The 24,573-nt window shown below is 61.2% G+C and carries 22 protein-coding genes; 13 read left to right on the top strand and 9 right to left on the bottom strand.

Features of this window, described 5'->3' with window-relative positions; all coding sequences use genetic code 11:
* Positions 1-230 precede the first annotated feature (230 nt).
* Positions 231-524 carry a DUF6477 family protein gene (locus ACN0Q0_RS12520; protein WP_417243738.1) on the bottom strand — a complete coding sequence of 98 codons (294 nt, stop codon included), beginning with the start codon at positions 522-524 and terminating at the stop codon, positions 231-233.
* A 301-nt stretch (positions 525-825) separates the two neighbouring features.
* Here ACN0Q0_RS12520 and ACN0Q0_RS12525 point away from each other — a divergent pair, with 301 nt between their 5' ends.
* Positions 826-2,010, top strand: a complete 1,185-nt coding sequence (locus tag ACN0Q0_RS12525) for a DUF6456 domain-containing protein (RefSeq protein WP_417243739.1) — start codon at positions 826-828, stop codon at positions 2,008-2,010.
* Positions 2,011-2,259: 249 nt separating this feature from the next.
* Here the strand turns inward: ACN0Q0_RS12525 and ACN0Q0_RS12530 are convergent, their stop codons facing one another.
* On the bottom strand, positions 2,260-3,714 hold the full coding sequence (locus ACN0Q0_RS12530) for a catalase (RefSeq protein ID WP_417243740.1): 1,455 nt from the start codon (positions 3,712-3,714) through the stop codon (positions 2,260-2,262).
* Between the two features lie 96 nt (positions 3,715-3,810).
* Here ACN0Q0_RS12530 and ACN0Q0_RS12535 point away from each other — a divergent pair, with 96 nt between their 5' ends.
* Complete coding sequence (locus tag ACN0Q0_RS12535) at positions 3,811-4,740, top strand: LysR substrate-binding domain-containing protein (RefSeq protein ID WP_417243741.1); 930 nt, start codon at positions 3,811-3,813, stop codon at positions 4,738-4,740.
* A gap of 83 nt (positions 4,741-4,823) precedes the next feature.
* On the opposite strand, the gene ACN0Q0_RS12540 is transcribed toward ACN0Q0_RS12535, so the two are convergent.
* Entirely contained in the window at positions 4,824-5,375 is a 552-nt protein-coding gene (locus ACN0Q0_RS12540; RefSeq protein WP_417243742.1) for a peroxiredoxin, read from the bottom strand.
* A gap of 359 nt (positions 5,376-5,734) precedes the next feature.
* Between ACN0Q0_RS12540 and lipA the strand changes: the two genes are divergently transcribed.
* From lipA to ACN0Q0_RS12555, 3 genes are all read left to right on the top strand, one after another.
* On the top strand, positions 5,735-6,694 hold the full coding sequence (lipA, locus tag ACN0Q0_RS12545; protein ID WP_417243743.1) for a lipoyl synthase: 960 nt from the start codon (positions 5,735-5,737) through the stop codon (positions 6,692-6,694).
* Between the two features lie 4 nt (positions 6,695-6,698).
* Positions 6,699-7,820 (top strand): THUMP domain-containing class I SAM-dependent RNA methyltransferase, encoded by a 1,122-nt coding sequence (locus ACN0Q0_RS12550; protein WP_417243744.1) that lies wholly within the window; start codon positions 6,699-6,701, stop codon positions 7,818-7,820.
* Positions 7,821-7,932: 112 nt separating this feature from the next.
* A complete protein-coding gene (locus tag ACN0Q0_RS12555; RefSeq protein ID WP_417243745.1) occupies positions 7,933-8,814 on the top strand; it encodes a LysR family transcriptional regulator in 882 nt (293 codons plus the stop codon).
* Positions 8,815-8,833: 19 nt separating this feature from the next.
* On the opposite strand, the gene ACN0Q0_RS12560 is transcribed toward ACN0Q0_RS12555, so the two are convergent.
* Together ACN0Q0_RS12560 and hpt are read right to left on the bottom strand one after the other, a co-directional pair.
* Positions 8,834-9,019, bottom strand: a complete 186-nt coding sequence (locus ACN0Q0_RS12560) for a hypothetical protein (RefSeq protein WP_417243746.1) — start codon at positions 9,017-9,019, stop codon at positions 8,834-8,836.
* On the bottom strand, positions 9,016-9,576 hold the full coding sequence (gene hpt / locus ACN0Q0_RS12565; protein WP_417243747.1) for a hypoxanthine phosphoribosyltransferase: 561 nt from the start codon (positions 9,574-9,576) through the stop codon (positions 9,016-9,018). The genes ACN0Q0_RS12560 and hpt overlap by 4 nt, the downstream gene beginning before the upstream one ends.
* Positions 9,577-9,694: 118 nt before the next feature.
* Between hpt and ACN0Q0_RS12570 the strand changes: the two genes are divergently transcribed.
* Entirely contained in the window at positions 9,695-10,150 is a 456-nt protein-coding gene (locus tag ACN0Q0_RS12570; RefSeq protein WP_417243748.1) for a type II toxin-antitoxin system RatA family toxin, read from the top strand.
* 109 nt (positions 10,151-10,259) lie between these two features.
* Here the strand turns inward: ACN0Q0_RS12570 and ACN0Q0_RS12575 are convergent, their stop codons facing one another.
* The 4 genes from ACN0Q0_RS12575 to ACN0Q0_RS12590 form a co-directional block, all read right to left on the bottom strand.
* On the bottom strand, positions 10,260-11,438 hold the full coding sequence (locus ACN0Q0_RS12575) for an ammonium transporter (RefSeq protein WP_417243749.1): 1,179 nt from the start codon (positions 11,436-11,438) through the stop codon (positions 10,260-10,262).
* A 233-nt stretch (positions 11,439-11,671) separates the two neighbouring features.
* Positions 11,672-12,205 carry a CinA family protein gene (locus ACN0Q0_RS12580; RefSeq protein ID WP_417243824.1) on the bottom strand — a complete coding sequence of 178 codons (534 nt, stop codon included), beginning with the start codon at positions 12,203-12,205 and terminating at the stop codon, positions 11,672-11,674.
* The gene (locus ACN0Q0_RS12585) at positions 12,205-12,702 is read right to left on the bottom strand and encodes a phosphatidylglycerophosphatase A (RefSeq protein WP_417243750.1); all 498 of its coding nucleotides are present in this window, start codon (positions 12,700-12,702) and stop codon (positions 12,205-12,207) included. Before ACN0Q0_RS12585 ends, ACN0Q0_RS12580 begins: the two co-directional genes overlap by 1 nt.
* Before the next feature lie 24 nt (positions 12,703-12,726).
* On the bottom strand, positions 12,727-13,884 hold the full coding sequence (locus ACN0Q0_RS12590) for a bifunctional 2-C-methyl-D-erythritol 4-phosphate cytidylyltransferase/2-C-methyl-D-erythritol 2,4-cyclodiphosphate synthase (RefSeq protein ID WP_417243751.1): 1,158 nt from the start codon (positions 13,882-13,884) through the stop codon (positions 12,727-12,729).
* A gap of 224 nt (positions 13,885-14,108) precedes the next feature.
* On the opposite strand from ACN0Q0_RS12590, the gene dusB reads away from it, so the two are divergent.
* The 7 genes from dusB to ACN0Q0_RS12625 all read left to right on the top strand — a co-directional run bounded on the left by dusB (position 14,109) and on the right by ACN0Q0_RS12625 (position 24,417).
* A complete protein-coding gene (dusB, locus tag ACN0Q0_RS12595) occupies positions 14,109-15,035 on the top strand; it encodes a tRNA dihydrouridine synthase DusB (RefSeq protein WP_417243825.1) in 927 nt (308 codons plus the stop codon).
* Positions 15,032-16,102: a two-component system sensor histidine kinase NtrB gene (locus ACN0Q0_RS12600; RefSeq protein WP_417243752.1), complete on the top strand. Its 1,071-nt coding sequence runs from the start codon at positions 15,032-15,034 to the stop codon at positions 16,100-16,102. Before dusB ends, ACN0Q0_RS12600 begins: the two co-directional genes overlap by 4 nt.
* Before the next feature lie 66 nt (positions 16,103-16,168).
* The gene (locus ACN0Q0_RS12605) at positions 16,169-17,545 is read left to right on the top strand and encodes a response regulator (RefSeq protein ID WP_417243753.1); all 1,377 of its coding nucleotides are present in this window, start codon (positions 16,169-16,171) and stop codon (positions 17,543-17,545) included.
* 118 nt (positions 17,546-17,663) lie between these two features.
* Entirely contained in the window at positions 17,664-19,976 is a 2,313-nt protein-coding gene (locus ACN0Q0_RS12610) for an ATP-binding protein (protein WP_417243826.1), read from the top strand.
* A 21-nt stretch (positions 19,977-19,997) separates the two neighbouring features.
* A complete protein-coding gene (locus tag ACN0Q0_RS12615; protein ID WP_417243754.1) occupies positions 19,998-21,401 on the top strand; it encodes a sigma-54-dependent transcriptional regulator in 1,404 nt (467 codons plus the stop codon).
* 92 nt (positions 21,402-21,493) lie between these two features.
* Positions 21,494-22,870 (top strand): Trk system potassium transporter TrkA, encoded by a 1,377-nt coding sequence (gene trkA / locus ACN0Q0_RS12620; protein WP_417243755.1) that lies wholly within the window; start codon positions 21,494-21,496, stop codon positions 22,868-22,870.
* On the top strand, positions 22,870-24,417 hold the full coding sequence (locus ACN0Q0_RS12625; RefSeq protein WP_417243756.1) for a TrkH family potassium uptake protein: 1,548 nt from the start codon (positions 22,870-22,872) through the stop codon (positions 24,415-24,417). Before trkA ends, ACN0Q0_RS12625 begins: the two co-directional genes overlap by 1 nt.
* Positions 24,418-24,573: the final 156 nt, after the last annotated feature.

The raw sequence follows: 24,573 nt of genomic DNA on the forward strand, positions 1-24,573 counted from the left end.
CCGGTGGCGGGCGTTCCCGCCTGTGATCACGCCTGTAATCATGCCTGTGATGACGGATCGCCCGCCCGTGGTGTCGACCGGCGGGGGCGCGTGCCATCACGCAAAACCGGTTAACAAAACGCCCTGTTCCGCGGGAAAATGGCGGGACAGGGCGGGGTGCAAACCTTAAGGCTTTATGAACGTCTCAAACGGTCACAAACCTTACCGGACCGGTAAGAAGTGTTAAGGGATCAGGCCGCATTTGCGGTCGGGGCGAGCAATCTTGCCTCGCCCATCAGCGCAATCAACACCTCGACGTGGCGCACCACGCTATAGCCGGCATCATCGCTCTGACGGGTCGCCTCCAGTTCCGCTTCGCGTTCCATCAGCATCGGAACTGTGGCGCTCGGGGAGGGCAGGGTGGCGCTGTGCAACACACGCTTGAGGTCGCGGCGACGGTTGTAATCCATAACCCCGCAACGGGCGGCACGGATCAAAAGGCGCGGACGGCGCAGGTGAGCGAGAGCGTTTGCTGTGGTGGTCATGGTGATCTCCTGTGTGTGCCTCAAATCGGCAGGTGTGGGATGGAGATTACACAACCTAAGCGCGTGTTGCGTTTTGGCAGTTCGCTGCGAACGGTTATTTTTACGATCCTTTAACTATTTGGGCGAGCATGGGTTTCGTAAGGAATTGGTTAACCTTTGTGAAAGGAATACAACTTTAGGTTGACATAGACTCACGGGGTTTTTGGGTTGTAAGTGACAGTTTTAACGAACAAAAACGCCTCTGGCACGAAATTGTCGCAGCTTTGGAAACAATGCGCTGCGTTAACACTTTGGGGAACACATGCACGACCACGGGAACACTTCACTCGGGCGCCGTATAGGCAAGGTCACACTGCCGACATGGGTGCCGAAAGACGCACAACGATATCTCGCCCATACCGAGGGCGGGCATAGTATTCGCGAACTGGCGCGCAACGGGGGCTGCGCACCATCCACGGTGATGAGACAGGTCAGACGGATCGAGCAAAAACGCGACGATCCTCTGGTGGACGAGGCTTTGGACCGGCTGCGCAATACCCGCGCGGTTTCGGGCGATGCCGTTCAACCCGACATCACCTCTCCCACCTACTCATCTGCCACAAAAGAGGATGCGCACATCATGAGTAAACCTCCAAAAGACCCCATAATGCACGCCGCAAGCGCGCCCGACGACATCACATTGGAACGCGAAGGCAAACGCATTTTGCGCCGCCTGTCCGAACCCGGAGCCTGTTTGGCCGTGGCCAAGGACATGGAAAAAGCCGTTGTCGTGCGTGATTTGCCCGACGGGCGCACCACGCGCACCGCCGTTCTGGACCGGCCCGTGGCGCAGATGCTCGCCCTCAAAGGGTGGATCGAGGCGCAGGTAAAGGGCAAAATCACCCGTTACACGATCACATCGGCGGGGCGCACGGCGTTTCGCGAATTCATCGCCGCCGACGAGAGTGCGCGTGCGGGCTTTGCCGAGGCGCCCGCCGTGTTCGGCGATAGCACCGGGGCGTGGCAGGGCGAGGTGGTCGGCGGCAAGGACAAGCCAAAGAGCAAGCGCATCCGCTACAACGCGGTCGAAAGCCCTGTGATGGTCTTGGCGCGGCGTCGTGACAAGGACGGTACGGTGTTTTTGCCGCCCGAACTGGTCGCGGTGGCCGAACGTCTGCGCGAGGATTTCGAACTGGCGCAGATGGGTGACCGCGCGGCGCAAAACTGGGATGCCTTTTTGGCCGGTGGCGAGCGCGGGTTGTGCGAGGGCAATGTTCAGGGCTTCGGTGTCGATGCGGCGCAGGCCCGCGTGGCGGCGGCCTTGGACGAGCTTGGGCCGGGTTTGGGCGATGTCGCGCTGCGGTGCTGTTGCCGCCTTGAGGGCATGGAGCAGGCCGAAAAGCTGATGGGGTGGTCTGCACGCTCGGGCAAAATCGTTCTGCGCATCGCGCTTGAGCGCCTCAAACGCCACTACGACCGCGCCGGTTATTCGAATCTTATTGGGTGAGCGGCGGTTCGGCCAAAGGCCGATGAAAGGTCCGGTGGACCTTTCAAGCCGCGAACGGGCGGAGCCCCGGCCGGTTCGGTTCCGGATCGTGGGGGCCGATGAAAGGTCCGGTTGGCCGTGCTGTTGGATCACGGGCGGCGCAATGTGCGACAGGGCTTTAGGTTTGATCCATAAGTATCTGTAAATATATAAAAACCGCCCGAGGTTGTCCCTCGGGCGGTTTGCGTTTATCTGCCTGAACCGGACGGGTTAACCCGCGTCGATCCGGGTCAGGGCGGCGCGCACGCCCGCCTCGTAATCGGCATGAACACGGCCGAGGACGGCAAACCACCGCTCGCGCACGCTGTCCGAGCACGGCGCCATTGCACCCGCCATATTGGCGTGCAAACGGTCGCGTTCCGCGTCCCCGATCACCTGCGCGTAGAGCGCACGCGGCTGCACATAATCGGCGTCGGTCATCTCTTGGACGTATTTATCCGCATCGCCCGAGATTTTCAGCGGCGGTTCGGCCACGGACGGATCAGGCTTGGCGCTGGCCTCATACTGGTTCGGTTCGTAATAGGCGTCGATGTGGCCTGTGGTCGGGCCGTTAAAGTTCATCGTGCCGTCTTTATGGTAGTGGTGCATCGGCGATTTCGGCGCGTTTGCGGGCAGGGCCTCGTAATGCGTGCCAAGGCGGTACCGGTGCGCATCGGCGTAGGAGAACACCCGCGCCTGCAACATCTTGTCGGGGCTAAACCCGATGCCCGGGACTTTGTTCGATGGCGAATAGGCGGCGTTTTCAACCATTTGGAAATAGTTGTCGGGGTTTTTATTGAACTCCAACATGCCCACGGGAATGAGCGGGAACTCGGCGTGGGGCCAGACTTTGGTCAAATCGAACGGGTTGAAATCGACCTCTTCGGCCTGTGCTTCGGGCATGACCTGAATGTTCAGCTCCCACTTGGGATAGTTGCCCGCCTCGATCGCGCCGAACAGATCCTCCTGATAGCTTTCGCGGGTTTTGCCCACGAGTGTCTCGGCCTCTTCGGAGGTGTAGTTTTTGATGCCCTGTTGGTTGCGGAAATGGAATTTCACCCAAACCCGTTCACCCGCCTTGTTCCACATCGAATAGGTGTGCGACCCATAGCCGTGCATGTGCATCGGATTGACGGGAATGCCGCGGTCCGACATCAAAATTGTCACCTGATGGATACTTTCGGGGTGAGCGGCCCAGAAATCGAACATGGCTTCGGGAGAGCGCAGGTTGGTTTTCGGGTGGCGTTTCTGGGTGCGGATGAAGTCGGGGAATTTGAACCCGTCGCGGATAAAGAACACGGGGGTGTTGTTGCCCACCACGTCCCAGTTGCCCTCGCCGGTGTAGAATTTTACCGAGAACCCGCGCACATCGCGCTCGGCGTCGGCGGCACCCAACTCGCCCGCCACGGTGGACCAGCGGCTGAGGATGTCACAGGTGTTACCGACCTTCGAGAAAATATCGGCACAGGTGTATTGGCTGATGTCATGGGTGACGGTGAATGTGCCCTGTGCGCCCCATCCCTTGGCGTGGACCACGCGCTCGGGGATGCGTTCGCGGTTCTGGTGGGCGAGTTTTTCGATCAACTGGTAATCGTCGAGCATCGCCGGACCACGGGCGCCCGCGGTTTTGGTGGTGTCGTTGTGGCTGACGGGGGCGCCGGCCGATGTTGTCAAACGTTTGGACATGTGGGGTCTCCCTTTTCTACGGTGTCGGGGAGAGTATGGGGCATGTTTTCAATAATTAGAAATTGTAAGTTTTTCTACATGCTATAAGTTAGACTTATGATAACACTCAAGCAAATGATGGCCTTTGTTGCCCTTGTCGACACCGGTAGCTTTTCGGGGGCCGCCGCGCGTATTCACGTCACCCAACCCGCGTTGAGCCAACAAATCAAAGAGATGGAGCGGCTGCTCGGCGTCACGCTTGTCGAACGCCTGCCGCGCGACATTCGTCTGACGCGGGCGGGGCAGGTGGCGATCGAGCGGGTGCGGGCGATTCTGGCCATGACCAACGATCTGGCCTCCGAGGTGCGGTTGCAGCAGGGGCTGACGGGGCGTTTGACCCTTGGTGTGATTCCGACCATCGCGCCCTATCTGTTGCCGCGCGCCCTCACGCGGATCAAGGCCGCCGCCCTCGACATCGACATGCGCGTGCGCGAGGCGCAAACGGCGGACCTGCTCGACGATGTGGCGCGCGGGCGGTTGGATGCGGCGGTGATCGCGCTGCCGTATGATTTACACGGGCTTGTGGCCGAGCCGCTGTTTACGGACCGCTTTTTGCTTGCGGGGTCGCGGGCGCGGATTGCGGCCCTCAGTGCCACGGATGCGCCGCCACGCCCCACGGATGTGTCGCCCGATGCGCTGTTGCTGTTGGACGAGGGGCATTGTTTGGCCGATCAGGCTTTGGACGTGTGCGGGTTGAGCCGTGCGCGGCAACGGGTCGACCTCGGGGCGTCGTCGCTCTCGACGTTGTGCGGGCTTGTGGCGCAGGGGTTCGGGCTGACATTTGTGCCCGAGATCGCTCTGGCCACCGAGCAAGCCGCCAGTCCCGAGATGGCCGTGCTGCGTTTTCCGACCCCTGAACCCGAGCGGGTGATTGCGCTTGTGCGGCGCAGCTCCACACAGGCGACGGCGTGGTTCACCGATCTGGCGGCGCTCTTGGCCGAGGCGGGCAGTGAGCTGCTTTATGATGCACGGATGCGCGGGATGTGAGCGCAATGTGCAAATTGTGCATAGACGGCAAAAGGCCCGACAGTGTCCCGTCGGGCCTTTCACATGTTCCATAGGTGCGCCGGTTATTCGGCGGCGACGTCTTTTTTGGCGTCTGTCAGATAGGCCATGACGGTTTCGGGGGAGGAGACGCCGTAAGGGTCTTCGCCGTGGTTGTCGCACAGGCCGGGTTCCTCGAACCAGGCTTCGATGACGCCGTTGTTGACCACGGCGGCATAGCGCCACGAGCGCAGGCCGAAGCCGAGGTTGTCCTTGCGCACGAGCATCCCCATGCGGCGGGTGAACTCACCGGAGCCATCGGGAATGACCGCAACGTTTTCGAGGTTTTGCGACTGCGCCCATTTGTTCATCACAAAGCTGTCGTTGACCGACATGCAATAGATCGCGTCGATGCCTTTGGCCGCAAAATCGGCAAAGCCGTTTTCAAAACCGGGCAACTGGTAGGTGGAACAGGTCGGTGTGAACGCCCCGGGCAGGGAAAACAGCACAACGCGCTTGCCGGCAAAGTAGTCCGCAGTGGTTTTGTCTTCCCATTTGAACGGGTTGTCACCGCCGATGCTCTCGTCGCGCACGCGGGTGTGAAAAGTTACGTCTGGAAGTTTGTATCCGGCTTTCATGGGGGATCGTCCTTTATGAGAGGTCTGGAATATGAGATCGGGTGCTGTTTAGAACGATTCCGAACACGGGTGCAATGCAGGTGCGGCAATAAGCCGTGCGGGTGCGGAAAATTGCTCATCTGTTGCGGTATCAAATTGAAAATAGGGTTAAAACCTGCACAAGCGGGAGCATTCCGTTCCGCCATGCAATCCCCATCTTTGCGCGTGGTGCATGGCGCGGTCACGTGTCATGCATGGCACAGGTGCGGAACGGGTTGGACAGGGCCTGATCGATTCCCTATATCGGTGGAAATGTCTGGAGCCCGTCCGCCTCGCATCGCCCTTTGGTGCTGTGACAACGCGGCTCAAAGGAGGACCGCATGGCGCCACGTGATCTTAAAATTCCCGAGCAACGTCACCCTGAAAAGGCGCGTCGCCCCGACAATGCCCAACCCAAGAAACCGTCCTGGATCAGGGTCAAGGCGCCGACTTCGGCGGGGTATCAGGAAACGCACAAGATCATGCGCGAGAACAAACTCGTCACGGTTTGCGAAGAGGCGGGATGCCCCAACACGGGCGAATGTTGGTCGCAAGGCCACGCCACAATGATGATCATGGGCGAAGTTTGCACGCGGGCCTGTTCGTTTTGCAACATCGCGACAGGCAAGCCGACCGAGGATCTCGACGCGTTCGAGCCGGGTCGTGTGGCCGATGCGGTGGCCAAGCTGGGTCTCAAGCACGTGGTTGTCACCTCGGTGGACCGCGACGATATCGAGGACGGCGGGGCCGAGCATTTTGCGCAAACCATTCGCGCCATCCGTCACCGCTCGCCCGGGACCACCATCGAAATTCTGACCCCCGATTTCATTCGCTGCGACGACAGCGTGTTGGAGGTCGTGGTGGCGGCGAAACCCGATGTGTTCAACCACAATCTGGAAACCGTTCCGGGCCTGTACCCGCAGGTGCGCCCCGGTGCGCGGTATTTCCATTCGCTGCGCCTGTTGCAGCGGGTCAAGGAAATCGACCCGACGATGTTCACCAAATCGGGCATCATGGTCGGTCTGGGCGAGGACAAACAGGCCGTCACACAGGTGATGGAGGATATGCGGGCCGCCGACATCGATTTCCTCACCATAGGTCAGTACCTGCAACCGACCCCCAAACACCATGCGGTGGATCGGTTCGTGACGCCGGAAGAGTTCAAGAGCTATGAGAAAACCGCCTATAACAAGGGATTTCTCATGGTGTCTGCCACGCCGCTGACCCGTTCGAGCTACCATGCGGGCGACGATTTCGCGCGTCTGCGTGCCGCACGGATCCAGAAATTCGGTCAGGCCTGAGCGCGTGACGTCACAGACATTCGAGATTTTTCTCGCCACCCCGCCCGGGCTTGAAGAGATGTTGCTGGCCGAAGTCGTCGAGGCGGGGTTCACCAACCCGCGTGCCACGGGGGGCGGTGTGACGATTGACGGCACATGGGGCGATGTGTGGCGGGCCAATATGACCCTTCGCGGCACCTCGAAAGTGCTTGCGCGGATCGGCGAATTCCGTGCCTTTCACCTCGCGCAGCTTGATAAGCGGGCGCGCAAATTTTCCTGGGGCGATATCCTGACCACAGGCCATTCGGTCAAGGTCGAGGTGAGCACCAACAAGAAATCCAAGATTTACCACGCGGGTGCCGCGGTCGAGCGCATTGAGCGGGCCATCGCCGAGGAATTCGGCGCGACGATTGCCGAGGGGTTGGACGATGCCGATCTGGTGGTCAAGGCGCGGTTTGACGACAACAACGTGTTGCTCTCGGTCGATACCTCGGGTGAGGGGCTGCACAAACGGGGCCATAAACAGGCCATGGGCAAGGCGCCGATGCGCGAAACCATGGCGGCGCTGTTCTTGCGGGCCTGCGGCTATGACGGTCACGAGCCGGTTCTGGACCCGATGTGCGGCTCCGGCACCTTTTTGATCGAGGCGGCTGAAATCGCCCGTCACATGATGGCGGGACGCGCACGCGGGTTCGCGTTCGAACGTCTGGCCACCTATGACGCGGGCGCGGTTCAGGCGATCCGCGATGCGTGGAAGGACCGCCCAAGTGATCAAAAATTCTACGGCTCGGACCGCAACGTCAATGTGATCGGGTCGGCGGGCGAAAACGCCGCGCGGGCAGGGGTCGCGGATATGTGTACCTTTGCGCCGACCCCCGTGTCCGGCATTTCACGCCCCGATGGTCCGGCGGGTCTGGTGATCGTCAACCCGCCCTACGGCGCGCGTGTTGGCAAAAAGAAAGACCTCTTTGCCCTCTATGGGGCGTTCGGTGACAAAATGCGGGCCGAATTCAAAGGGTGGCGCGTGGGGATGATCACCACCGACACGCAACTGGCCGAAAGCTGTAAACTGCCGTGGCGGCCCACAGGGGCGCCGGTTGCCCATGGCGGCCTCAAGGTCAAATTGTTCCGCACCGACCCGCTATAACACGCCGCGTTCGCTCCGGTTTATGTGCGTGCGATCCTGATCTCCCTCAAAGCCACACCCCGCGTGTGCGTGCTACGATCCTCCCGACATATGGAACGGAGGTCGTGAGATTATGCACAAGACAAATTGGGATGATTTTCGTTTTGTTCTGGCGGTGGCGCGGATGGGGTCGGTTTCTGCGGCGGCACGCGCGCTTGGGGTGAACCATGCCACGGTGCTGCGGCGGGTCGCAGGGATCGAACAGCGCCTCGGCGTTGAATTGTTCGAAAAATCCGTGCGCGGCTACGATATCGCGCCCGAGAAACTGCGCTTGATCGAGGCCGCCCGCGAGGTCGAGGCCGCCGTCAATGCGGTGGAGCGGATGGCTCAGGCGGGCGAGGCGCCGCTTGCGGGGGTGATCCGTTTGACCTCCACCGATGCGTTTTGCCACGAAATCCTGCCGCCGATTGTGGCGCGGATGTCAATGAAAACCCCCGATTTGTCGTTTGAGCTGCTCTGCACCAACGCGCATACGGACCTGTCGCGGCTGCATGCCGATGTGACGGTGCGCCCGACCTTTAAACTGCCCGAGGACCTTTATGGCGAGGTTGCGGGGCAAATGGCGTTCGGGTTTTACGCCGCCGAGGGCGTGCGCGAGGATCATTGGTTGAGCCTATCGGGGACAATCGCGCGTCTGCATTTCGCGCAAAAAATGCGTGAGCGGCTGGAGCGTGACGGGGCGGTGTTTCGCGCCTCTGCCGATAGCTTTTTAACCCTGCGGGCGATGGCCGAGGCCGGATTGGGGCGCGCGATGTTGCCGTGCATTATTGGCGATCAAAGCCCCACGTTGCATCGTGTCTATGCGCCCGTCGACATGCCGCCCGTGCCGGTTTTCGTGGCCTCACACGCCGATCTGGCCGATGCGCCGCGTCTGCGTCAGGCCCGCGCACGGATTGCGGCGGCGTTGGAGGCCGAGGAGGAGCGCTTGCTCGGGATTGCGCCCGCGGCGGCGTGAAAAGGCCGGTAAAACGGCGTTAAAACCGAAAACCGCGGCGTCCTGTGGTGCCGTCGAGGTGCATCCAGTCGGGCAATAGCCCCGCGCGTTCGATCAGGTAGAGGGCCACGCAGGCGGCGACCACGCCAAAGACAAGACCCACGCGTTTGGCCGAGGGCGGGTTTTGTACCCACCGTTTGGCGCGGATCAGCCAGAACAGGGTCATGTGGCCGCCGTATCGGCCTCGTCGTCAAAGACCACCGCACCGATATAGGGCAGGTTGCGGTTGGTTTGGGCGAAATCGATGCCGTAGCCGACCACAAAGGCGTCGGGAATTTCAAAACCGGTCCATGTCGCTTTGAGATCGACCTCGCGGCGGGCGGGTTTGTTGAGCAGGGCGATGGTTTCCAGTTTGCGCGGCTTGCGCGAGGCCAAGAGGTCCAACACCGCGTGCAACGTGTGGCCGGTGTCGACGATATCCTCGACGACCAAGACATCGCGGCCCTCAATTGCGCCGCGCAAGTCCTTGAGAATGCGGACTTCTCGTGAGCTTTCGGTGCCATCTCCGTAGGATGAGGCCTCCAGAAAATCGACCTCGACATTCATGTCCAACTCGCGCACGAGATCGGCAATAAACACAAAGGACCCGCGCAAAAGGCCGACGACCACGAGTTTGTCGGTGCCGTTATATTCGCGGCGGATTTCGCGGGCGAGATCTTCGATCCGTGCGGCGATTGCCTTGGCCGAGATCAAAACGTCGATGTGATATGGCCGGTGCGTCATGGTATTCCCTTGCAATTTCGTCGCGGGTTTAAGAGATAACAGGTGATACAGAAATTGCCAGAGCCCGAACGCGACCCCTGAGCACACGCCCCGAACACGAACCCAGACATCCGAGATCATGCCAACACACCAAGAGACCAAACACCTGCCGTATAGTGCGCAACAAATGTACGACCTTGTTGCCGATGTCGAGAGCTACCCGCAGTTTTTGCCGTGGAATGCCGCCGCGCGGATCCGGTCGCGTGAGGATTGTGGCGATCACGTGCTGTTGCTCGCCGATCTGGTGATTTCGTTCAAGGTGTTTCGCGAAAAGTTCGGCTCGCGGGTCAAATTGTTCGACGGCGAGCGGCGCATTGATACCGAGTACCTCGACGGGCCGTTCAAATACATGAAAAGCTGGTGGGTGTTTCGCGAGGCGGGGGATGGTGGCTGTGAGGTCGAGTTCTTTGTCGATTTCGAGTTCAAGAACGCGATCCTGCAAAAGGTCATCGGGGTGGTGTTCAACGAGGCGATGCACCGGATTGTGCGGGCGTTCGAGAAACGCGCGGAGGTCTTGTACGGGGCAGGGGCATAAGGAGGGGCATAAGGCCGCCCGCCCGCGCGACCTTTGCGCACATGAAAACGGCGCCCCATCGGAGCGCCGTTTGTCGTTTCATATCCGACCCGTTTCGGGTCTGTGCCTCTCACGAATTATGATCGTAGGCCGTCTCGCCGTGCTGTGCCAGATCGAGACCTGTGTGCTCGGTTTCGGCGTCGACCCGCAGCGGCACGATGGCCTTGACGATATACACCAGTGCCACGGTGACAACGGTGGTGAACACGCCGACAATGACCAGAGCGCCGACCTGTGCAATCCATGTCCCTTCGCCAAAGACCGCGATCATCAGCGTGCCGAAAATCCCGCCCACGCCGTGGACCGCAAAGACGTCGAGCGTGTCGTCGATTTTGGCTTTGTTGCGGACAAAGTTGACCAGTTCCTGACACATGATCCCCGCGATACCGCCGATCACGAGGGCCTCGACGGGACCGACAAAGCCCGCCGCAGGGGTGATGGAGGCCAGACCCGCGATGGTGCCTGTGACCATGCCGACCATGGAGGCCTTGCCGTATTTGATCTTTTCCCACAGCGCCCAGGAAAGCGAGGCGGCCGCCGCCGACAGGTGGGTGACGGTGATGGCCATTGCGGCCCCGCCATCCGCGGCCAGTTGCGATCCGCCGTTAAAGCCGAACCACCCGACCCAGAGCATCGACGCGCCGATCATCACGTAGCCGGGGTTATGGGGGGGCTTGTTGTTCACTTTGCGGCTGCCGAGCATCACCGCGATGATGAGGGCGGCCAGACCTGCGGTTTCGTGGACGACGATGCCGCCGGCAAAATCGCGTGTGCCGGTCTCGCCAAAGATCCCGCCATCCGCGAGGAACCCGCCGCCCCAGATCCAGTGGGTAACAGGCGCGTAGCACACCAACATCCACAGCGCCGAGAACAGCAAGACAAAGCCGAAGTTGATCCGCTCCACATAGGCGCCCACAATGAGCGCGGGTGTGATGATGGCAAACGTCATCTGGAAGGCAAAGAACAGCACTTCGGGGATGGTGCCGGACACGGTATCGGCGTCGATCCCGTTGAGAAACGCTTTGCCCAGACCGCCCCAGATCGCATTGCCGTCCCCGAACGCGATAGAATAGCCGACCGCGAGCCACAGCACCGACATCAGCGCCGCGATGGCGTAGACATGCATAAAGACCGACAGCACGTTGCGCGCGCGCACAAGCCCGCCGTAAAACAGTGCCAATCCCGGCAATGACATAAACAGGACCAACGCCGTTGCGACGATGATCCATGCGGTATCTGCTCCAACCATAGGTTTTCCCCTCCAAAGGCCACATAATTAGTCGTTGCAGCGCGTAAACCGACTTTGAAGCGGTAAGGAAAGCGGCAAGGGGGGCGGCAAAGGGCTGAAAAATGCAGCATTGCGCAAAATGTGCAAATTAGGGGCGCTTATGGCGGGCTGTGCGTAAATAATAGACGGAACTGAAACGCCCGGGGCAGGGGCGGGACGCGGGGACGGATCACCGGCGTCTGTGGTGGCGAGGCCTAATCCGTGAGCGCCATGAGCGCCAATCCAAGCGCATGGGCGACAGTGGCGCGGCGCACCTGTGTGCGGCCCAATGCGCCGAACTCGACCGTTTCCACCACGGTCCCGCGTCCGGCATAGGCCAGACCAAAGCACACGCGGCCCTCGGGTTTGTGATCCGATCCGCCCGGACCCGCGATGCCTGTGACGGCCAGAGCAAGCCTGTCGGCGGGCAGCGGGGCGGCGGACAGCGGGGCGGAGGACTGTGCGCACGCGCCCTCGGCCATCTCGCGGGCCACCTGTTCACTGACCGCCCCATAGGCGTCGAGCGTGGCGGGCCGGACCCCGAGCATCTCGGTCTTGGCGGCGTTGGAATAGGTGATGAAGCCGCGGTCGACCACATCCGACGAGCCTGCGATCTCGGTGAGTGCGCCGATGATCAGCCCGCCGGTACAGCTTTCCGCCGTGGCGATAATAACGCCGCGTGCGCGGGCGGCGGCAAGCACATCGGTGGCGAGCCGTGTCAGGTCGGGGGCCTCGGACCCGGGCGGCATCACATCAACAGCCCGTGCGACAGGCCGGCGAGGATCACGACGCAAATGGCGGCAAAGACCCCCGCAATCACGTCATCAAGCATCACGCCAAGCGCATCACCGCGCCGGTCCGCCGTGCCGACCCAGAGCGGTTTCCAGATGTCGAACAGGCGAAACAGCACAAAGCCGGCAAGCCATCCGGGCCAGAGGGCGGTGGCCTCAACCCCCATCATGCCCGCGCCGTACAGCACGGGAAACAGCGCGATCCATTGGCCCACGACCTCGTCGATGACGATCTCGGACGGATCGTGATCCTTGCTGCCCGCTGTCATGACCTTGGTCGCCCACCATCCGGCGGCAAAGACGAGGAGGGTGGCGATGACCACAGCCGCAAATCCCGCGCGTTCATAAATGACCCATGCAAGTGGCACGGCGGCGGCGGAGCCCCATGTGCCGGGTGCGGGTTTGATATAGCCGACGCGGGCGAGGGTGGCGATGGTTTCGGCGAGTTGGTTCATGGGCGGTGTTCCTGTGTTCCGGGCTTACAGTTTTGCAAGGGCGGCGGTGGCGATGGAGGCAATGCCCTCTTCGCGGCCCGTAAAGCCCAGTTTTTCCGATGTGGTTGCCTTGACCGATACGCGGTCCGGATCCACGGCCAGAATACCGGCCAAGGCGCTGCGCATTGCATCGGCGTGCGGGCCGATTTTGGGGCGCTCACAGATCAGCGTCACATCGCAATTCATCAAGGCATAGCCCTTTGACCGTGCCAGTTCGATCGCGTGGCGCAGGAAAATATGGCTTTCGGCGCCTTTCCATTGCATGTCCGTGGGCGGAAAATGCCGTCCGATGTCTCCCTCGGCCAGTGCGCCGTAAATGGCATCGGTCAGCGCGTGCATGCCGACATCGGCATCCGAATGCCCCTGAAGGCAGCGATCATGCGCGACCTTGACGCCACACAGCCAGACGTGGTCGCCCACGCCAAAGCGGTGAACGTCATAGCCATTGCCCAACCGGATATCCATCATGCTGTGTCCTTTTCGGTCTGTCTGATTCATGCGGGTCGCAAGAAGCGCCTCGGCGCGGGCGAAATCTCCGGCATGGGTGATTTTGAAATTGTCTTCGTGGCCTTGGGTGATCGTTACGGCCAGTCCCGCCGCGCGGGCGACCTCGACATCATCAAGGGGGGCGCCTGTATAGCTGTCATGGGCGGCTTTGATCGCGTCAAAGGCAAAGCCTTGCGGGGTTTGGGCGCGGTAAAGCCCGTCGCGGGGCTGTGTGCCGGTAACCGTATTGTCCGCGCCGTGCCAAAGTGCATCCGTAACGGCCAGTGCGGGGGCGGCGGCGGCGGCGTGATCCAGGGCGGCAATCACATCGGTGATGACCGCGCGGGGTGTCAGCGCACGGGCGGCGTCATGGATGAGCACTTTGGATATGTCCAGATCCGCAAGGGCGGCAAGCCCCGCCATCACGGATGCGCCCCGCGTGTCCCCGCCCACCACAAGGCGCACATCGGCAATGGTGCGTGCGCGGGCCGTGTCATCGGCGTGATGCACCACCACAATCACATCGGCCAGATCGCGAAAGGCGGCCACGGCGTGATCGATCACGCGGTCCGCCCCCAAGGGGCGCCACTGTTTGGGGGTGTCGCCTCCGGCGCGGATGCCGCGGCCTGCGGCAACTATGAGAGCTGCAATTGTCATGTCGAAAGGAGATAGACTTTGGTCGCGACGGTGGCAATGGGCGCGTTTTTCAGGGGCTGAATGATTAAAAAATAGGCAGATGGTGTTTTTGGCATCTTTTCGGGCCTAAAGCCTTTGCGACTCCGTGTGGGGCGCGATACCACAGAGAAAACCGCACAAGGATTAATCGCTTGCCCGTTCGTTTGGCAGATATCACGCTTGCCCCCCCTGTTTTTCTGGCCCCCATGGCCGGCATTACCGATTTGCCCTTTCGTAACGTGGTGGCCTCCTTCGGGGCGGGGCTTGTGGTGTCTGAAATGGTCGCCTCGCACGATATGCTCAATGCACGTCCCGGTAGTCGCGAAAAAGCCGAGTTGGGTTTCGGGGTCGAGAAAACGGCGGTGCAACTGGCGGGGCGCGAGGCCGGACCAATGGCGCTTGCCGCAAAAATGGCCGCCGACAACGGGGCCAAGATCATTGATATCAACATGGGCTGTCCCGCCAAAAAGGTGGTGTCGGGCTATTCCGGTTCGGCATTGATGCGCGATCTGGATCACGCGCTGACGCTGATTGATGCGGTTGTGGGCGCGGTCGATGTGCCTGTGACGCTCAAAACCCGCCTCGGGTGGGATGACGCCCTGATGAACGCTGCCGATCTGGCCAGACGGGCCGAGGATGCGGGCATTCAGATGATCACCATTCATGGCCGCACGCGGTGCCAGTTTTACAAAGGGTCCGCCGATTGGGCCGCGATCCGCGCTGTCAAAGATGCCGTGTCGATCCCCGTGGTGGCCAATGGCGATATCACCTCGACCGGGGCCGCCCGCACCGCATTGGCGCAATCGGGCGCAGATGGCGTGATGATCGGGCGCGGGGCGCAGGGGCGTCCGTGGCTTTTGGCACAGGTCGCCGCCAATCTGATGGGGGCGCCCGCGCCGCAGATCCCGACGGGGGCGGCCTTTGCCGATATGGTCGGGGCGCATTACGCGGCGGGGCTGTCGTTTTACGGGGCCGAGCTTGGTGCGCGGGTGCTGCGCAAGCATTTGGGGTGGTACATGGATCATGCCGGCACCCCCGCCGGTCTGCGCCGTGCCGTTTTGACCCAAAAGGGCGAAGATGAGGTGCAGCGGCTCTTGGCCGAGGCGCTCGCATATGAGGGAGATGCCGCATGAGCCTGCCCGATGTCGAGACCCTGTGGCACTCGCTACCCGTGCCATCCCTGATCGTTGGCGCAGGGGATTTGATCGTCGAGATCAACCCCGCCGCCGAGGCGTTTCTCAATGCCTCCGCCAAATCGCTGCGCGGTGTGCCTGTGCTCGACAAACTGGCCATTGATGCGCCGCTTGAGGAGGCCTTCGAACGGGTGCGCCGCGACACGTCGCCGATGTTTATCAACAATGTCGATGTGTCGGGCGGCAATGCCGCACCGGTGTTGTGCAACATTCAAATCGCCCCGATGCAGGGAAACCGCGACGCGATTTTGGTGATGATGGAACCGCGCCAGATCGCCGATCGTTTGGGGCGGTCACATCAGGTCAAGAAATCCGCCCGCTCGGCCATCGGCATGGCGGAAATGCTCGCCCACGAGATTAAAAACCCGCTCGCGGGGATCACGGGTGCGGCACAGCTGTTGTCGATGAACCTCGTATCCGAGGATTTGGAGCTGACCGATCTGATCGTGGCCGAAAGCCGCCGGATCGTGGCGCTGTTGGAACAGGTCGAGCAATTCGGCAACCTGCGCCCGCCGGCCAGAACCGCGGTCAACATCCACGACCTGATCGACCGCGCCCGCAAATCGGCACAGGTGTCCTATGGCGCGGCGATGACCTTTATCGAGGATTTCGACCCCTCGCTGCCCGCCACGTATGTGGACGGGGACCAGATGTTACAGATCTTTTTGAACCTGTTCAAAAACGCTTCCGAGGCGGCGGGCAAAGGCGGCGGGACGATCCGCATCCACACCTTTTACGACATCTCGTTGCGGTTGCGCCGTGCCGACGGGACGGGGGCGGCCTTGCCCTTGCAGGTGGAGATCATTGATGACGGTCCGGGGCTTCCCGCGGAGATTTCGGCAGATATTTTCGAACCTTTCGTCTCGGGGCGCGAGAACGGAACCGGGCTTGGCCTCGCATTGGTGTCCAAGATTATTTCCGATCACGAGGGATGGATTTCGGTCGACTCGGTCCCGGGCAAGACGGTGTTCCGGCTTTCGCTTCCCGTGGCCCCCCGCGCGGTGTGATGCCGCGGACTGACACAGAAAGGCGCGGCATACACACATGGTGTTGCGTAAAAAGGAGAAGACACGATGGACGGCACAATTCTCGTCGCAGATGACGACCGCACGATCCGCACGGTTTTGACGCAGGCCTTGACGCGGGCAGGGTGCAAGGTACACGCCACCTCGTCTCTGGTTACCCTGATGCGGTGGGTCGAGGAGGGCAAAGGTGATCTGGTGATTTCCGATGTGATGATGCCGGATGGCAACGGGCTTGAGGCGCTGCCCAAAATCGCCGAACTGCGCCCCGGGTTGCCGGTGATTGTGATCTCCGCCCAGAATACCATTATGACCGCCATTCAGGCCGCCGAGGCCGAGGCGTTCGATTATCTGCCCAAGCCGTTTGATTTGCCGGACCTGATGAAACGTTCGGCCAAGGCGCTCGAGATCAAGCGCCGCGCCAATCCCGCGCCGTCCAATGCCAAAGCGCCCTCGGACACTGCGCAAGACGACCTGCCGCTTGTCGGGCGCACCCCCGCGATGCAAACGCTCTACCGTCTTGTGGCCCGCGTCATGAACACCGATCTGCCGGTGTTGGTGACGGGGGAAAGCGGGACGGGAAAAAGCCTGATCGCGCGTGCAATCCATGACCTGTCCGACCGTCGGAACCTGCCGTTTGTGGTGGTCTCGGCTGCGGATCTGGCGGTGATGGAGGGGCCGGCCGCCGTGATTTCAAAGGCCCGCAACGGTTCGATCCTGTTTGACGAGGTCGGGGATCTGGATGAGGATGCACAGGCCCGCGTGGTGCGGATGCTCGACAGTTTTACCGACAATGCACCGCGGGTCATGGCCGCCTCTCAGGCCAATCTCAGCCTGAAAATGGAAAACGGGGCCTTTCGTCAGGATCTGTTCTACCGGTTGGGCGGCGTGACCGTGACCGTGCCGTCCCTGCGTGAGCGGGTGGAGGATATTCCGCTGTTGGCCGACCACTTTTTCGCCAAGGCCGCGCGCGACGGGTTGAATGCGCGTCACTTCTCCGAGCCGGCGCTCGATCTGGTGCGCAATTACAGTTGGCCCGGCAATGTGCGCCAGTTGGAAAACACCATTCGCCGCCTTGTTGTGACCGCCGCCGAGGACGGGATTTCGCGCGCCGAGGTCGAAACCGTGCTTGGCAACCAACCCGCGATGGAGCCGCTTCAGGGCGGGGGGGATGGCGAAAAGCTGTCCGCCTCGGTCACCAAACACCTGCGCCGCTATTTCGATTTGCACGGCGGGGTTTTGCCCTCGCCGGGGCTGTATCAGCGGATTTTACGCGAAGTCGAGATGCCGTTGATCGAAATCGCGTTGGATGCGGTCGGGGGAAATCAGGCTAAATGTGCTGATTTGCTTGGGATCAACCGCAATACCTTGCGCAAAAAGATCAACGACCTCGATATTCAGGTGACACGCCGCCGCAAACTGATGTAAAACCGCCACAGCCGTGGTTTTCAGGGCGCAGTGACAGAATCAACACATTCTGGGCTGTGTCGCTCGGGGATCAACGTGCGTTTCGTAGCGGCGCCGGACGGTGTGCCGTTTGACAAGAATGCAAGCAGCGGGGGCGGTCTTGCGCAGGTCCATCGGCAAAGACAGTTGGAACAGGCTTGTGCGCGTGCGGCGCGCACGGCGGTGGCAAAACGCGGGGACCGTTGCGGTCTTTGTGCTTGGCCCGCTTCTGGCTGTCGCGACCTTTCTTGTGCTTGGGCCGTTGGAGCAACCCAACGCCAGTGACACGCTGCGCTTTGTTTTGCTGTGTGACCTGATTTATGTGCTTGTTGTGGCGGGGCTTGTGGCGTCGCGGATTGCACGGATGGTGGCTGCGCGGCGCAATCATTCGGCGGGATCGCGGCTGCACCTGCGGCTGACGGGGGTGTTCGTGCTTCTGGCGCTGATCCCGACCGTGACGGTTGCGGTGTTTGCTGTGGTGACGGTGAATTTCGGCCTTGAGGGGTGGTTTTCGGAGCGGGTGCGCAATGTGGTCGGCTCGTCGCTGGCCGCCGCCGAGGCCTATGAAAGCGAACACCGCGAGGGCTTGGCCGAGGACACCCGCGCCCTTGCCAATTTCATCACCGATGCGCGACGTCAGGTGACGATCCTGCCCGATGGTGCGTTGCGTGTGGCGCTCAATCAGGGGCAGGGGCTTGTTCAGCGCGGGTTGGAGGAGGCTTACGTCATCGACCGTGCGGGTGTGCTGCAAGTGCGTGGCGAACGGTCGTATATGTTCGATTATGAACAACCTTCCGAGGCGGATCTGGCCCGCGCCGAGACCGGCGAACTGGTGTTGATCAACGATTGGGACCACAATGAAAGCCGCGCATTGCAACGCCTGTCGGGCTTTGCCGACCGCTATCTTTACGTGACGCGCGATGTGGATGGCGGTATTTTGAACCTGCTTGACGAGACGCAGGAAACCATTGCGCTTTACACCCAGTTGGAAAGCGAACGCGGGCGGTTGTTGTTCGAATTTGGCCTGTTGTATCTCGGGTTTGCGATTATCCTCATTCTGGCAGCCACTTGGGTGGGGCTGTGGTTTGCCGAACGTCTGGCGCGGCCGATCGGGCGGTTGGCACAAGCCGCGCAGAGGGTCGGTGAGGGCGATTTGGATGTGCGGGTGGTTGCGGCCGAGGGCGATGATGAAATTTCCATGTTGGGCCGTGTTTTCAACCAGATGACCGGACAACTTAAGGTACAGCGTGACACGCTTTTGGAGCGCAACGTCCAGATCGAGCGCCGCCGCCGCCTGTTCGACAGCGTGCTTGGGTCGGTGACGGCGGGGGTGATTGCGCTTGACCCCGACGGGCGCGTGACCTTGAGCAACACCTCGGCGGCGGCCCTATTGAACCTTGGCGAGCGTGACATTTCAGGCGAGGCTCTGGCGGTGGTTGCGCCCGAGTTCGGACCGTTGTTTGACGAGATGCGTGCACAGGGGCGCGATGTGGCTCAGGAGGAATTGCGCCTGATCCGGTCGGGCGCACAAGAGAGCCTGTTGGTGCGGATCGCCACGCGGCGCACCTCCGAGGGAGAACATGAGGGCTTTGTGGTCGTGTTCGATGACGTGACCGATCTGGTGAGTGCGCAACGGATGGCCGCGTGGGGGGATGTGGCACGGCGCATTGCCCATGAGATCAAGAACCCGCTGACCCCGATCCAATTGTCCGCCGAGCGCATTATGCGCAAGTTCGGCAAGGGCATGGACGAGGCGTCGCGGGCCGATCTGGAACAATACACCGGCGTAATCGTGCGCCAAACGGGGGATTTGCGGCGCATCGTCGACGAGTTTTCCAAATTCGCACGGATGCCAAGCCCCGAGCGGCGCGAGAATGATCTGGTCGAGTTGGTCAAAGGTGCGGTCCTGTTACAGCAAAACGCTCAGGTGGGTGTACAGATCACATCACAGATCAGCGTCCCGACCGCGATTGCCGAAGTGGACGGCACGATGATCGGACAGGCCCTGACCAACCTGATCAAGAACGCGGGCGAGGCGATCGAAAGCCTGTATGAGGTCGAGCGCCCCGCAGGGCATAAAGCGCGGGTGCGCGTGGCCTTGGACATCGAAGGCGACGATGTGGTGGTACGGATCACCGACAACGGGATCGGCCTGCCAGAGGACCGCTCGCGCCTGTTCGAACCTTACGTGACCACGCGCGAAAAGGGGACGGGGCTTGGCCTGCCGATTGTGAAAAAGATAATCGAGGAGCACGGCGGCTCTTTGACGCTCACCGATGGTGAGCCGCTTGACGACACAGGTCGGGTGGGCGCCTGCGCCACTATGCGCCTGTCGTTGCGCGGCGCCGACGCTCTTGGTGATGGTGTTCCTATGGGGCAAAAAGAAAAAATGAAACAAAGGCTTAAAGTGTGAAACTGATGTTGGGGGTAGATCATGTCTGATATTCTTATTGTCGATGACGAACGCGATATTCGCGAGTTGGTCGGGGATATTTTGCGCGATGAGGGGTTCGAGACCCGTCTTGCGGGGGGCTCGGATGCGTGCCTCAAAGAGATCAGCGAGGCGGTGCCGTCGCTGATGGTGCTCGATATCTGGCTCAAGGACAGCGAGATGGACGGGATTGATATCCTCAAGCACGTCAAGCGCGAACACCCCGAGGTGCCGATCATTATCATCTCGGGTCACGGCAATATCGAGATCGCGGTGGCGGCGATCAAACAGGGCGCCTACGATTTCATCGAGAAGCCGTTCAACATCGACCAGTTGATGGTGGTGGTGCGCCGCGCGATGGAAACCTCGCGGTTGCGTCGTGAAAACGCCACGCTCAAGCGGTCTGGCGGGAGCGAGGTCGAAATGTACGGCGTCTCGCCCGCGTTCAAGGTGCTCAAGGGCAATCTCGAAAAGGTCACCAAATCCAATGGCCGCGTGATGCTCACCGGCCCTGCGGGGGTCGGCAAGGAGGTTGCGGCGCGGTGGATCCACATCAATTCCGACCGCAAGGACGCGCCCTTTGTCACCGTGTCCTCGGCCACGATCGAACCCGACCGGATGGAAGAGGTGCTGTTCGGGCGTGAAAGTGCCGAGCGCGGCATTGAAAAGGGGCTGTTGGAAGAGGCCAATGGCGGTGTGATCTTTTTCGACGAGGTGGCGGATATGCCGTCCGGCACCCAGTCGAAAATCCTGCGGGTGTTGGTTGATCAACAGTTTGCCCGCGTTGGCGGCACGGCGCAGATCTCGGTCGATTTGCGGGTGATTTCATCGACAAGTCGCGATCTGTTGGCGGAGATCGCCGCCGGAACGTTCCGCGAGGAATTGTATCACCGTTTGAACGTGGTGCCGATCGAGGTCCCAAGTCTGGAAAAACGCCGTGAGGATATTCCGGCGCTGGCCGAAAAGTTCATCGCGGCGTTCAACCGGACACAGGGCTTGCCGCTGCGCAAGCTGACCGATGATGCGGCGGCCCTGCTGCAAACGATGCAATGGCCGGGCAACGTCCGTCAGCTCAAGAACGTGATCGAGCGCGTGCTGATTTTGGGTGAGGGGACGGGCGATATCGAGGCGGGCGAGCTGCCCGAGCAGGAGGCCGGTGGCGATGACGAGACCCGCGCCGTGCTGTCGCCCGCGATTGCGACCCTGCCGCTGCGCGAGGCCCGCGAGATGTTCGAGCGCGAATATCTTTTGACGCAAATCAACCGGTTTGGCGGTAATATTTCACGCACCGCGACCTTTGTCGGCATGGAACGCTCGGCGTTGCACCGCAAACTCAAATCGCTTGGGGTGGTGACAGGCAACAAGACGGGCGGGCGCGTGGCCTATGTGTCCGAGGATGCGGAATAGGGCGTGGGCCATGCCGAGTGCGATCCCGTGTGGCGCTTGCGAAGCGGGATGAATAATGCCATGCCAATGGCGAAACAGTCGAGGCGGATTGCATGAAAGTCATCATTTGCGGCGCGGGTCAGGTTGGCTGGCAGATTGCGCGTCAATTGTCGGGCGAAAAGAACGATGTGACGGTGGTCGACAACAACCCCGCCCTCGTGCGCCGCGCCACCGATACCCTTGATGTTCAGGGGATCGAGGGCCATGCGTCCTATCCCGACGTCCTTGACAAGGCGGGGGCGCGGGATGCGGATATGATTATCGCCGCGACCCATTCCGACGAGGTCAATATGGTGACCTGTCAGGTTGCGCACTCGGTCTTTAATGTCCCGCGCAAGATCGCGCGTCTGCGGGCGCAAAGCTATCTCACGGCCATTTATTCCGATCTCTATCGCCGCGACCACATGCCGATCGACGTGGTGATTTCACCCGAACGCGAGGTGGCCGAGGCCGCCATGCGCCGTCTGGCCGCGCCCGCCGCGTTTGACACACAGGTGTTTCTGGCGGGCAAGGTGCATCTGATGGGCATTTTGTTGGCCGAGGATTGCCCCGTTTTGAATACCGCGCTGCGCGAGTTGAGCGAGCTGTTCTCGACCCTGCGCGTGATCGTTGTCGGGGTGCGCCGCGAGGGGCGTCTGTTTGCCCCCGAACCCGATGATCAATTGTTTGCGGGCGACGAGGTCTATTGTTTTGTCCATGCCGGAGACATCAACCGCACGATGGAGGTGTTTGGCAAAACACAGGCGAAACAGGACCGCGTGGTGATCCTGGGCGGTGGCAATGTCGGGCTTGCGGTGGCACAGGCGTTGGAGGCCCGCACCGATCGGGTGCGCGTCAAGATGATCGAGAAAAACCGCACCACCGCGGAACGCGCCGCCGACAGTCTGGAGCGGACGATTGTGCTGCACGGGGATGCGCTTGACACCGAATTGCTTCAGGAGGCGGGGGTGTCGCGGGCCAATGCGGTGCTGTGTGTGACCGACGACGACAAGGTCAATATGCTCTCTGCGGTGCGCGCCAAACAGGCCGGCTGTGCGATGTCCATCTGTCTGGTGAACGACCCGTCTTTGGTGCCGATCCTCAACGCGCTCGATATCGATGCGCATATCAACCCGCGTGCCACGACCGTCTCGTCGATCCTGCGCCACATCCGTCACGGGCGGGTGCGCAATGTCTATTCGGTGGGCGATGGCGAGGCCGAGGTGATCGAGGCACAGGTGCTGTCCACATCGCCCATTTCGGGCCGCAAGATCCGCGATATCGAGTTCCCCGAAGGCGTGCTCGTCGGTGCTGTGATGAAGGGTCAGGCCTACACCAAACCCTCGGGCGACACCCGCATTGAAGAGGGCGATGTGATCACCATTTTCTCGCTGGCCGCTGATGTGCCAGAGGTGGAGCGGCTCCTTCAGGTGTCGATCGACTACTTCTAATGAACCGCTTTTCACGCATGCCCTTTTTTGTCCAACTGATGTTGGTGGCGGGTGCGGCGATGATGGTGCCCGCAATTTACGGGCTGGTCATTCGTCAACACGCGGATTCGCGTGCGTTTTTTTACTCAGGTATCTTGCTTTCAAGTCTCGCGGGGATGATCGCCATTGCGCGCGCCCGTCCCGAGGCCACAGCTGACCGCGACACCCGCCGTGACCGTGACCGCGAGGGCCGCAACCAGTTGATGACGCTGTTGCTTGCCTATGCGGTTTTGCCGCTGTTTCTGGCCGTGCCGTTTGTCGAGGCCACCCAAAACACCACGTTTTTCAATGCCTATTTCGAAATGGTGTCGTCGCTGACCACCACGGGGGCGACATTGTTCGACGATCCCGAGCGCCTGTCGCGCACGGTGCATCTGTGGCGGGCCTTGGTGGGGTGGCTTGGCGGTTTGTTCGCGTGGATTACCGCCATTGCGGTGCTTGCGCCGCTCAATCTGGGCGGCTTCGAGGTGCTGACCTCGCGTCAGGTCGGCCAAGGGGCGTCGGGGGCGACACAGATCATTCGCGTGGCGGCCGGACCCGAGCGGATTGCCCGCTATACCACGCGGCTGTTTCCGATCTATTTCGGCCTGACCATCGGATTGTGGCTTGCCTTGTCGATGGTGGGGGCCACGCCCTATGTCGCGTTGTGTCATGCGATGTCTGTTATGGCCACCTCCGGTATTTCCCCCGTTGGCGGGCTCACCGGATCGGGTGCGGGGTTTCTGGGCGAGATCCTTGTCTTCGCCTTTTTGTTCCTCGCCCTGTCGCGCAAGACCTTTGCCGCTGATGATATGCGCAAGGATGCGCCGCCGCTGTATCGCGATCCCGAAATGAAAATCGGCTTGGTGCTTTTGGTGATCCTGCCGATCCTGTTGTTTTTGCGGCACTGGGGCGGGGCGCTCGAGGTGGAGCGGATCTGGGATATCCCTGCGGCGCTGTCGTCGCTCTGGGGGGGCGTGTTTATGGTGCTGTCGTTCCTGACCACCTCCGGATTTGAAAGCGCGTCATGGGACGAGGCACGCCTGTGGTCGGGGCTTCAGGCGCCTGGTGTGTTGCTGTTGGGGCTTGCGATCTTTGGCGGTGGGGTGGCCACCACGGCAGGGGGGGTAAAGCTGTTGCGGCTCTATGCGCTTGTGCGTCACGGCGAGCGCGAGATCGAGAAAATGATTTCGCCCAATTCGGTGGGCGGCGCAGGCGCAATGGCGCGGCGCATCCGGCGACAGGGCGCCTATGTGGCATGGGTCTATTTCATGTTCTTTGCCTTCTCGATCGCCGCCGTGATGATGATCCTGTCGCTGTTCGGCATCCATTTCGAGAAGGCCGCCGTGTACACTATTGCCGCGCTGACCACGACGGGGCCATTGGTCCATGTGGCCGCCGAGGTGCCGTATTCCTTTGCCGATCTGGCTACGGGGCCAAAGGCGGTTCTGGCTGCAACGATGATCCTGGGGCGGTTGGAGTTGTTGGCCATGATCGCGCTTGTGAACCCCGATTTCTGGCGCCGCTAGGCCCCGTGTGACACGATTTTGCACCGATAGGGGATGAACTCCACGGCAAGGCCCTGAAAAAGCTTTGCAAATCTTGACATTCGTCAAGATTAATTGCGAGGATGTGTCTAAGTGCTGCCAACGCAAGGCAGCTCGCATTATAAGCGCAAGAAAAAA

It is taken from the genome of Celeribacter sp., from assembly GCF_048259695.1.
Lineage (GTDB): Bacteria > Pseudomonadota > Alphaproteobacteria > Rhodobacterales > Rhodobacteraceae > Celeribacter.

What these genes read in the sequence shown, in the direction of transcription:
- ACN0Q0_RS12520 (WP_417243738.1), bottom strand. Translation starts at nt 524, where the DNA reads ATGACCACCACAGCAAACGCTCTCGCTCACCTGCGCCGTCCGCGCCTT.
- ACN0Q0_RS12525 (WP_417243739.1), top strand. Translation starts at nt 826, where the DNA reads ATGCACGACCACGGGAACACTTCACTCGGGCGCCGTATAGGCAAGGTC.
- ACN0Q0_RS12530 (WP_417243740.1), bottom strand. Translation starts at nt 3,714, where the DNA reads ATGTCCAAACGTTTGACAACATCGGCCGGCGCCCCCGTCAGCCACAAC.
- ACN0Q0_RS12535 (WP_417243741.1), top strand. Translation starts at nt 3,811, where the DNA reads ATGATAACACTCAAGCAAATGATGGCCTTTGTTGCCCTTGTCGACACC.
- ACN0Q0_RS12540 (WP_417243742.1), bottom strand. Translation starts at nt 5,375, where the DNA reads ATGAAAGCCGGATACAAACTTCCAGACGTAACTTTTCACACCCGCGTG.
- lipA (WP_417243743.1), top strand. Translation starts at nt 5,735, where the DNA reads ATGGCGCCACGTGATCTTAAAATTCCCGAGCAACGTCACCCTGAAAAG.
- ACN0Q0_RS12555 (WP_417243745.1), top strand. Translation starts at nt 7,933, where the DNA reads ATGCACAAGACAAATTGGGATGATTTTCGTTTTGTTCTGGCGGTGGCG.
- ACN0Q0_RS12560 (WP_417243746.1), bottom strand. Translation starts at nt 9,019, where the DNA reads ATGACCCTGTTCTGGCTGATCCGCGCCAAACGGTGGGTACAAAACCCG.
- hpt (WP_417243747.1), bottom strand. Translation starts at nt 9,576, where the DNA reads ATGACGCACCGGCCATATCACATCGACGTTTTGATCTCGGCCAAGGCA.
- ACN0Q0_RS12570 (WP_417243748.1), top strand. Translation starts at nt 9,695, where the DNA reads ATGCCAACACACCAAGAGACCAAACACCTGCCGTATAGTGCGCAACAA.
- ACN0Q0_RS12575 (WP_417243749.1), bottom strand. Translation starts at nt 11,438, where the DNA reads ATGGTTGGAGCAGATACCGCATGGATCATCGTCGCAACGGCGTTGGTC.
- ACN0Q0_RS12580 (WP_417243824.1), bottom strand. Translation starts at nt 12,205, where the DNA reads ATGCCGCCCGGGTCCGAGGCCCCCGACCTGACACGGCTCGCCACCGAT.
- ACN0Q0_RS12585 (WP_417243750.1), bottom strand. Translation starts at nt 12,702, where the DNA reads ATGAACCAACTCGCCGAAACCATCGCCACCCTCGCCCGCGTCGGCTAT.
- ACN0Q0_RS12590 (WP_417243751.1), bottom strand. Translation starts at nt 13,884, where the DNA reads ATGACAATTGCAGCTCTCATAGTTGCCGCAGGCCGCGGCATCCGCGCC.
- dusB (WP_417243825.1), top strand. Translation starts at nt 14,109, where the DNA reads ATGGCCGGCATTACCGATTTGCCCTTTCGTAACGTGGTGGCCTCCTTC.
- ACN0Q0_RS12600 (WP_417243752.1), top strand. Translation starts at nt 15,032, where the DNA reads ATGAGCCTGCCCGATGTCGAGACCCTGTGGCACTCGCTACCCGTGCCA.
- ACN0Q0_RS12605 (WP_417243753.1), top strand. Translation starts at nt 16,169, where the DNA reads ATGGACGGCACAATTCTCGTCGCAGATGACGACCGCACGATCCGCACG.
- ACN0Q0_RS12610 (WP_417243826.1), top strand. Translation starts at nt 17,664, where the DNA reads ATGCAAGCAGCGGGGGCGGTCTTGCGCAGGTCCATCGGCAAAGACAGT.
- ACN0Q0_RS12615 (WP_417243754.1), top strand. Translation starts at nt 19,998, where the DNA reads ATGTCTGATATTCTTATTGTCGATGACGAACGCGATATTCGCGAGTTG.
- trkA (WP_417243755.1), top strand. Translation starts at nt 21,494, where the DNA reads ATGAAAGTCATCATTTGCGGCGCGGGTCAGGTTGGCTGGCAGATTGCG.
- ACN0Q0_RS12625 (WP_417243756.1), top strand. Translation starts at nt 22,870, where the DNA reads ATGAACCGCTTTTCACGCATGCCCTTTTTTGTCCAACTGATGTTGGTG.